Annotated in this window: 10 protein-coding genes and 1 pseudogene; 9 read left to right on the top strand and 2 right to left on the bottom strand. The window is 42.7% G+C overall.

Annotated features, from left to right (window positions below; all coding sequences use genetic code 11):
- Positions 1–78 precede the first annotated feature (78 nt).
- Together B2X72_RS20790 and B2X72_RS20795 are read left to right on the top strand one after the other, a co-directional pair.
- A complete protein-coding gene (locus B2X72_RS20790) occupies positions 79–417 on the top strand; it encodes a YciI family protein (RefSeq protein WP_145326913.1) in 339 nt (112 codons plus the stop codon).
- 5 nt (positions 418–422) lie between these two features.
- On the top strand, positions 423–1,658 hold the full coding sequence (locus B2X72_RS20795; RefSeq protein WP_235032732.1) for an RNA polymerase sigma factor: 1,236 nt from the start codon (positions 423–425) through the stop codon (positions 1,656–1,658).
- 88 nt (positions 1,659–1,746) lie between these two features.
- On the opposite strand, the gene B2X72_RS20800 is transcribed toward B2X72_RS20795, so the two are convergent.
- Both B2X72_RS20800 and B2X72_RS20805 read right to left on the bottom strand, forming a co-directional pair.
- Positions 1,747–2,343, bottom strand: coding sequence for an FMN-dependent NADH-azoreductase (locus tag B2X72_RS20800; protein ID WP_145326914.1), 597 nt, complete (start codon positions 2,341–2,343; stop codon positions 1,747–1,749).
- 141 nt (positions 2,344–2,484) lie between these two features.
- A complete protein-coding gene (locus B2X72_RS20805; protein ID WP_145326915.1) occupies positions 2,485–3,438 on the bottom strand; it encodes a hypothetical protein in 954 nt (317 codons plus the stop codon).
- Positions 3,439–3,564: 126 nt separating this feature from the next.
- Here B2X72_RS20805 and B2X72_RS20810 point away from each other — a divergent pair, with 126 nt between their 5' ends.
- The 7 genes and pseudogenes from B2X72_RS20810 to B2X72_RS20840 all read left to right on the top strand — a co-directional run.
- Positions 3,565–4,686, top strand: coding sequence for a hydroxymethylglutaryl-CoA reductase (locus B2X72_RS20810; protein ID WP_145326916.1), 1,122 nt, complete (start codon positions 3,565–3,567; stop codon positions 4,684–4,686).
- A 1-nt stretch (position 4,687) separates the two neighbouring features.
- Complete coding sequence (locus tag B2X72_RS20815) at positions 4,688–5,269, top strand: CDP-alcohol phosphatidyltransferase family protein (protein ID WP_145326917.1); 582 nt, start codon at positions 4,688–4,690, stop codon at positions 5,267–5,269.
- Positions 5,270–5,271: 2 nt separating this feature from the next.
- Complete coding sequence (locus B2X72_RS20820; RefSeq protein WP_145326918.1) at positions 5,272–5,982, top strand: phosphatidate cytidylyltransferase; 711 nt, start codon at positions 5,272–5,274, stop codon at positions 5,980–5,982.
- A 10-nt stretch (positions 5,983–5,992) separates the two neighbouring features.
- Positions 5,993–6,664, top strand: a complete 672-nt coding sequence (locus B2X72_RS20825) for a phosphatidate cytidylyltransferase (RefSeq protein WP_145326919.1) — start codon at positions 5,993–5,995, stop codon at positions 6,662–6,664.
- Positions 6,665–6,968: 304 nt separating this feature from the next.
- Positions 6,969–7,853, top strand: a complete 885-nt coding sequence (locus B2X72_RS20830) for a serine hydrolase domain-containing protein (protein WP_145326920.1) — start codon at positions 6,969–6,971, stop codon at positions 7,851–7,853.
- A gap of 27 nt (positions 7,854–7,880) precedes the next feature.
- A complete protein-coding gene (locus B2X72_RS20835; protein ID WP_145326921.1) occupies positions 7,881–8,246 on the top strand; it encodes a hypothetical protein in 366 nt (121 codons plus the stop codon).
- A 20-nt stretch (positions 8,247–8,266) separates the two neighbouring features.
- A pseudogene (locus B2X72_RS20840) lies at positions 8,267–8,726 on the top strand (GAF domain-containing protein); the annotation flags it as partial.

Below are 8,726 nucleotides of genomic sequence, written 5' to 3' on the forward strand. Positions count from 1 at the left end.
TTTTTTTCAATTATCAGCACAGATGTCCCCTTTTGTAATGCTCGATCGTTTGATGGTAAATACTAAAATTTAAAAACGATGAAAGAATTTATGCTAATCTTCAGACTAAAGGCCAGCGCTGATTTCAAGCCTTCTCCAGCACAAATGCAGGAGCGTATGAACTGGCTGGCCAGTATCGCTGCTCAGGAAAAATTGGTGGATAAGGGAAAAACACTTTTACCGACGATCGACAGTGGACGACATATATCCGCTGATCAAGTAGTTACCGACGGCCCCTTTACCGAATTAAAGGAATACGTCAGTGGCTTTATTGTGGTGCGGACCGAAAACATTGATGAAGCTGTAGAAATTGCCAAACAGAATCCAATATTTAAAATTGGAGGAAGTATTGAAGTGCGTGAGCTCCTAAAATCCTAATTCCGTTGGAAAAGCCTACATCAACAGCTGAGTTGATACCAGGTCTGTTTCGCGACCTATATTCCAAAATGACGGCTGTATTATGCCGTCATTTTGGATTGTCCGACATCCAGCTTGCGGAAGATATTGCGAGCGATACATTTTTAAAAGCTTCGGAAGTCTGGCCGATTACCGGCATCCCAGCAAACCCACAGGCCTGGCTCTACACTGTCGCCAAAAACAAGGTAAAAGATTACTTTAAACATAAGGCTGTCTTTGAACTTAAAGTCAAAGACAATATCTTAAAGGAACTGAATAAAAAGACGCTGCCAGACGACATAGACCAACGTACCATTAGCGACAGCCAATTGGCGATGCTATTTGCCATCTGTGACCCGATAATACCCATAGCGGGACAGATTAGTTTAGCATTGCAGATCTTATGCGGATTTAGTATCCTAGAGGTCGCCCAGGCGCTGCTCACAAATAAAGAAACCATTAAGAAGCGCATATTTAGAGCAAAAACAGCCTTAAGGGATAGCAAATTTGAACTAAAAGAATTATCCGATAGCCAAATAAGCGCTCGCCTAGCCGCAGTATTGAAAACGATATATCTTCTTTTCAACGAAGGATATTATGCTCAACATGAAAATCACATCATTCGAAAAGAACTATGCATGGAGGCCATACGATTAGCTCTCCTATTGACAGCACATGAAACAACCAACCTGCCACAGACCAACGCTTTAATAGCGTTGATGTGTTACCAAAGCTCGCGGCTTGATGCCCGAATGGATAAGGATGGGGCAATCGTACTTTTTGAACAACAGGATGTGCAACAATGGGATAGCGATATGATCGATCAAGGTAATTTCTATATGGTACAGGCGACCGATACGCAGGAAACCTCCAAATACCATATCGAAGCAGCCATCGCTTATTGGCACACCGTGGTGGATAACCAATCGAAATGGGAATACATTTTAAAATTTTATAATCAGTTGATTCTGATCGAATACTCGCCTGTGACGGCCCTCAACCGGGCATTTGCCTATGCCAAGGTCTATGGGGCGGAGGCGGGTATCGAGGAAACAAAAAAGCTTAATCTCATTAAAATGTCCCATTATTTTGGATTACTGGGCTACCTCTATCGGGATCTTGACCAAGCCGAAGCAATTGATAACTACACTAAAGCGCTGAATTTAGCTTCTTCATTAACTGAACAGGATGTTTACCAAAAACAAATCCTTGCAATCCGGTGATAATCGATACCAGATCCCAAAGCAAAAGACTTGGGATCTGGGCTAAAAACAACGGTTAAGGTATCAGCTTTATTCCCTTGTTTTGACCTTAGTGTGGAAAGTCAGCCAATATCGCGTTGTAATCGGGTGAAAAATTAGGGAAGGCCGTACCTTCTATCCGATAAGTCTGGATTTTCGTTATCCCAACATATGTTCGGAAGACAGCAGTTAAATAATCCGCGATGTAGTCTTGTACCGGCGATGAACTTTGCGTTCCACCGGAAGCAATAGCCAAATAGACATCTTTATCCGCGATAAGTCCAACACGATTACCCGTGCCATCATACGTATAGGTAACACCAAAACGAACCAGTTGATCGATCCATGCTTTAAGGTGCGCAGAAATGCCGAAATTATGCATTGGCGTACTGATGACGAGCATGTCTGCCGCATTAATTCGCTCAATTAAATCATTCGCATAGGCCAATGACTTAATCGAACAATAATCTGGCGTATCTACTGGAGTATAAAATCCCTGAACCATCTCATGGGTATACAAAGGCGGAGGTGTATCAACCAGATCCCATGTGATCACGGAGATTGAGCCGTATTTTTTTCTGATACGATCGATAATTTCTTTGCCCAAATTTGTGCTATAGGAGCTGTCTGCTCTTGCACTTGATGTAATGTGTAAAATGGTCTTCATTCGTTTTAACTATTTTACGACTTAACGACCAAGAAAAACAAAAGGGGACACTCCATTCTTCGAAATAACACCCAATCCGAACATCACTCTCGTTCCGATTACCCAATTCAACCTTAACGATGTACCAATCGCGCTCTCTTCTTACATTCCATTATCCGCACTTACCTGTGCCTTATAGCGATCAATCTTTTGGTAAACTTTGTTAAAAAACATTTTCTTGTCCCGTGTTCCGGCCGTATTTAACAACCTGGAATTTTTGAGCTGATGCTGATAGAAATTGAAAGCGTGTCGACAGCTGTCTTTATCATTGGTAATGAAATAGCCCAGCATCGTATGCGGAACGAATAATGACTTTCTGTCGTTATTTCCAACAAGGACATTATTGTTTAAAATCAATAGCTCATGGTAGTACAGCTGGTACTGGTCATTGTTTGGCACACAACTTTTCTCCAGTGAAAACAGCAGTTCTTTAAGCTGCTCACAGAGCATCTTTCCGTTTTCGGCGGTCAGTAAGCCGGCCTGGGAAAAATAGATGATCTGCTGGAGTGTACTGTTAATTGTGGTATCATTCCAGATCTCTTTCACCCGGATGGACGAATAATAATCGTAAAGCTTCTGCCCCCTACTATCGATGGGTGTTTTCGACAAAAAAGATTCGAAAGACAACTCCAAACCGTCTGGACTCAATAAATTGAGCCATACATATTTTTTGAATATAGACAAAAGCCCTGTATTGATGGTATAAAAGATCGGAATATCCTTTGCCGAGTAATACAGGTAAGTCTGAAGATTGGGTTCAAACTCCGTTAACGATTTAAACGAATGCTCCAGATAATTTGAAAGATCATTAAAGGACTGGATTTCCGCTGTTTTTTTTACTAAGATGTGATCACTTTGCTGAAATAGCTTATCCAAAGAAATTGAAAAGCGATTTGCAAGCTGCACCGTCTCTCCTATTGAAAATTTGCTCTTCATTGAAATTCTGCGGTGCGCCGCATCATAACTAATATCAAGCGCGTCTGCAATCACCTCAATAAGAGATTTCGAGGGATCAATTTTTCGCTGTATTTCCTGAATCAACTTTTCCTGATACATAAGCCAACTATTTTTTTGCGATAATCACAAAAATAAAAATTTATATTATTGTTTCCCACAATTTTAACTGCGATTATCACAATAACTTTGGAAGACAATACACATTTATTTTATTAAAAGCCAGCTATGAAAACCGTATTAAATAAACAAGAGGAATTCGCAAGCCGATTCCCGATCTTGACAGACACCCGTCTATCGCCATCGCTCTTCCATGGCAACATTGAAAACTTCATCGGCATGAGTCAAATCCCTACAGGGGTCATCAGCCCCCTTAAAGTTCATGGCACTTCAGCCAACGGAAATTACCATATTCCCCTTGCCACAACTGAGGGTGCATTGGTTGCATCCTATCACCGCGGATCTAAAGCCTGTTTGCTCGCTGGCGGGATTACATCGATCTGTCTGCAAGAAGGGGTTCAGAGAAGCCCCGTATTCAAATTTGAGAACATCAAGGATTTAAGTCTTTTTGTTTCCTGGTTCCTCGCAGAGAAAGAAAACTTTCAGGAAATCGTCAAACGCACAAGCAGATTTGCTAAGTTAACCGATACCCGCATACAGATTGAAGGCAACCATTTAACCATATCCTTTGAATATTTCACTGCCGATGCGGCCGGCCAGAATATGGTTACCATCTGCACAGAGGCCATCTGCCGGTTTATGATTGACTCTTGTCCTATTAAGCCAAGTCACTGGTTTATTGAGGGAAACAGCTCGGGAGACAAAAAAGCGACCGCCGCGGCTTTCAATCATGTCAGGGGTAAAAAGGTAACAGCTGAAATAACATTACCGGCCAACATCGTGTCCGAAATCCTTAAAACTTCAGCCGAGCTGATGGATCGCTATTGGCGTACGTCCACCATGGGTGTTATCCAAAGTGGAGCTATAGGTGCACAGGGGCATTATGCCAATGGATTGGCCGCTTTGTTTTTGGCAACAGGTCAGGATGTCGCCTGTGTCGCCGAAGCGGCAACGGGTATCACGCGAATGGAGCAGAATAAAGACGGATCACTCTATGCAGCCGTGACTTTACCCAATCTTATTGTCGGCACTATCGGTGGTGGAACAGCACTTCCGACCCAAAGAGAGTGCCTGGAAATGATGGACTGTTATGGCGAAGGGAAGGCCATAAAATATGCCGAAATAGCTGCAGCCCTTGCACTCGCAGGAGAATTATCTATTGCCGCGGCCCTTTCGGCAGGTCATTTTACACAGGCACATCAAAAATTAGGCAGAAAAAAATCACTATAAAATGGAAACTAAAAAAGAAAACAGATGGAATGTGCCCAATGCACTTTCCGCCTACCGCATACTGGCATTACCCTTTATCAGCTATGCCCTTTTAACGGCAGACAGGGATCTCTTTATCCTATTGCTGTCCATCAACCTGATTAGCGATATCCTCGATGGATTAATCGCCAGGCTATTTAACCTTCAGACGGAATTTGGCGCCAAAATAGATTCGATCGCAGATATCGGAACATACCTCATGGCATTCATCGGGATGATAACATTGGAAAAAGAATTTGTAATGGCCTATAAAATCGAATTTATCCTACTTATTGCCCTGTGGATTGTTCCCCAGATCTATGCTCTTATCCGATTTAAACGCTTTCCCAGCTTCCATTTATGGTCCTATAAATTAACGGGCTATCTCCAGGGCATATTTATCTTTAGCTATTTTGTATTCGGATTTAACAGTTTTTATTTCCACCTGATGCTAACCGTAAGTTATTTGGCCTACCTGGAAGAATTGGTCCTCGTGATTATTCTCCCGAAGCTGCAATCCAATCTGAAAAGTATATTCCTTATCCAATTACAAAAAAAAGCTTGATTATGTATGTATTGATGGCGAATATAGTGTTGTTATTTTTTGGCATCGGGGCATTGGTCACAGGCTATCTCAATAAGAATAGTCAAGTTGCGCAAGCCAGAGAACGCTGGTTAAAACTGGGTTTTTACTTTCTGATTTTAATCCTTGTCTTTTTTTCCATTTATACGGACTATGTCAGACTTTTGGCTATTTGCATTGGAATAGTCGGTTTTTACGAAATTGTCAAGGCCCACCTAAATTCAGAACGACCGCTGCTATTCTTATGTCCTGTAGTGGTCCTTTATCTCGCTCTTATAGCGGCGTTTATAAACTTCGGGCATAGGGCATCGACAGAAAAGGTTTGTTTTATGTATTTTATGGTGGTGATTTTTGATGGATTCAGCCAGCTCTGCGGTCAATTATTCGGCAAAAGAAAACTTATTCCCTCGGTTAGTCCCAATAAAACTGTTGAAGGTCTAATTGGCGCTTTGGTCATTGCCACTGGCACCAGCCTTTTCCTCTTTCCATCCATCGACCTGTCCATCACGCAAACTTTAAAGACCGCCCTTTTTATTTGCTTTTCCGCATTGCTGGGCGATCTATTGGCTTCGTGGTACAAACGAAGCTGTCAAATTAAAGATTACGGCACCCTCATTCCAGGGCATGGCGGAATACTGGATCGATTTGACAGCTTTATATTCAGCGGAGCCATGTACGGACTAATTTATCTTTAAAAACAACATCATGAAAAACGATTTAGAGAACATGCTCCTATTAGGCACCCTTTTCTTGCTGCTATTCGGACTTGCTGAACTATTGTATCAACAGTTTAAGGTCAAAGCTGAGTTTACCCGAAAACTCGTCCATGTAGGTACGGGGATAATCTGCATGTCATTTCCGATTTTGATCAGCAGCCACTGGTCTGTTTTCATCCTATGCGGATTGTTCACTTTGATTTTATTGCTGTCCATCAAGTTCGATTTATTGAAATCTATCCATGCAATCGACCGAAAATCTGTCGGTAGCCTGGCCTATCCTGCGGCAGTCTATCTTTGCTTTCTCGCACAGGTATTGTTGGACAAAGGGTCTATTTTTTATTATTTGCCCTTGCTCACCTTGGCAATATGTGATCCGATGGCAGCATTATCTGGCAAAAAATGGCCTTATGGTTCTTACCGCCTATTCGGTGCGCGAAAAACACTACTAGGGTCCGCAGTGTTCTTTGTATGCGCTTTGATTACCGTGATTGTAATTGGACACTATATGCAAGAGCCAAGCCTGCACATGAGCGAAATCACCATGATATGTACCCTGGCTCTCGTCGTGACCATAGCCGAAGCATGTAGCAAAGACGGTTACGACAATATAAGCATTCCGGTCAGTAGCATGCTCAGTCTGTATATTCTATTTCCCTGATAACGAACAGTCCAGAAATCTTAATTTCGTTTGCAAAGTTATTGAATACGAATTCTTTGGCTATATTTATGCTATCATTGTTAGATCTATATGAAATCAACTCCTTTAAAAGTTATTGTTTTTTTCATTCTCACGATACAATTCTGTTTCGGCCAAACTTCTCAGGACTCGATTTTAAGCAGCAACCCTTTGAAAACTTCGCTGGATAGCTTAGTTCAACGGTCGGCAGAACACTATCTACAATCTCCGATTACCGTTGACCTATCAATCGGAATAATAACAGGCGATTTAGCACAGCAATACCATTTTCGGTTTAGGTTCCATTGCAAAAACGTTCGTCGGCATAATGCTTGCGCAGGCCGTCATCGAAAAGAAAGTAAATCTGAATGATGATATCCGAAAATATTTGCCTGGGGATTATCCAAATTTGCAGTATAAGGGGCATCCTGTTCGACTGGTAGATCTGGCAAACCATACTTCAGCCCTACCTTCGATGTCGAGAAATTATGATGATAAATATCTCGATAGCATCACCAAATTGCCCCACAAAGCATTTCGGGAGTTTTACCGTGTTTATACCGCCGACAGCATGTTCCGGGATATGCACAAATTTGTGCTTGATACGGTTCCTGGCACAAAATTCCACTACAATGGAAATGCGATGATGGTGTTGATTGCCCTATTGGAACGCGTTTATCATAAACCCTACAACGATCTGGTAACATCATATTTAACAGATCAACTGGGTATGAAGGATACAAAACCACAACTCTTAGCAAAGGATGAGCGGAGGCTCATCGCCGGTCATGACGAACGTGACAAAATCTTGCCCTTTATTCCAGACTATGGTTACAGAGCTGCTCCCTCCATGTTTTCAACACTCGGTGATATGCTCAAGTATGCATCCGCTAATCTAAAGAACAACCATGCAGCCATTGCACTAAGTCATAAAACTACGTTTACAAGGCCCGACGGTATGCACATGGGATTGGGTTGGATGATGGATAAGGAGGAAAATGGTATCTCCTACCTTATGCACACGGGGCGCGACGGTTGTGGCTTCACTGTACTATGCTACCTATACCCCGAAAAGAATACCGCTATTATCATCCTTGCAAACGATAGTAGCGGCCAGGACAGATTAGCGGAACTGAAGGATAACATCAGACGAACTTGGCTTACCGAATAGCTAGCGTCGCCGTCCGGCAACAAATTTGTGCAGTTTTGCTTTTACCTCCTTGCCGGAGCCAATAATAACAACCATAAACCCGCCAAGGATGGCCAGGGCAATGCCGCATTATTTGGCAGTCCGATGGGTATAGCCCTGTGGTCAGACCAGTATATTGTCGTCTGTGATAACGACTACAACAACCATTATTATAGTATCCGGGTTGTCAATAGCTATGGTGTAGTGACCACCATTGCTGGTGGCAACAACCCGACCAACAGCAGCAAAGACGGTATCGGAAAAGCAGCACAGTTCAATGGCGCCAATGTCATTGCAGTGTTTTTATCCGTCCGCTTTGGGTTTTCTTTTCGCCGATTATTTTATATTTTTGTACATCTTCCAGCAATAATCTAATTTAGTCGGGAACAACCATTATGCAGTTTAACTTCGCCTTTGATTCCAGTCCGTTTAAAACCCTGATCGCTTTTCATAAGATTATACCATCCTTTGAAGCAGCGGCCCTATCGCCGGTTGGCTTTCAGGCCAGCTATGCCCGATCGCTGCTGGAAGAAATCAGCAAATACCCCGAACTTATCGATGGGGTCGAAAAAGCAGAAGACCTGCTGCGCTATGAGCCTATTATCAAGGTGCTGCTGGCCGACCTGTTCCCGAGCTCACTGACACATAATGAGATCAAGGCCGTCACCATTCCCTTCCATCTCTATACGTTCAACCATACCGCAAGACTGGAAAAAATATTAGCGGATGCCGGCGATCACTATGAATTTAGCCTTCGTGATATCTCGCCCGATACCTATTATATTCTCAATTGCTGCGTTATCATCAGCCAGTATTATGGGTTTAAGGTGGATGCCATGGATGCTCCCCTCTTTT

It is taken from the genome of Sphingobacterium sp. UBA7253 (assembly GCF_002472745.1).
Lineage (GTDB): Bacteria > Bacteroidota > Bacteroidia > Sphingobacteriales > Sphingobacteriaceae > Sphingobacterium > Sphingobacterium siyangense.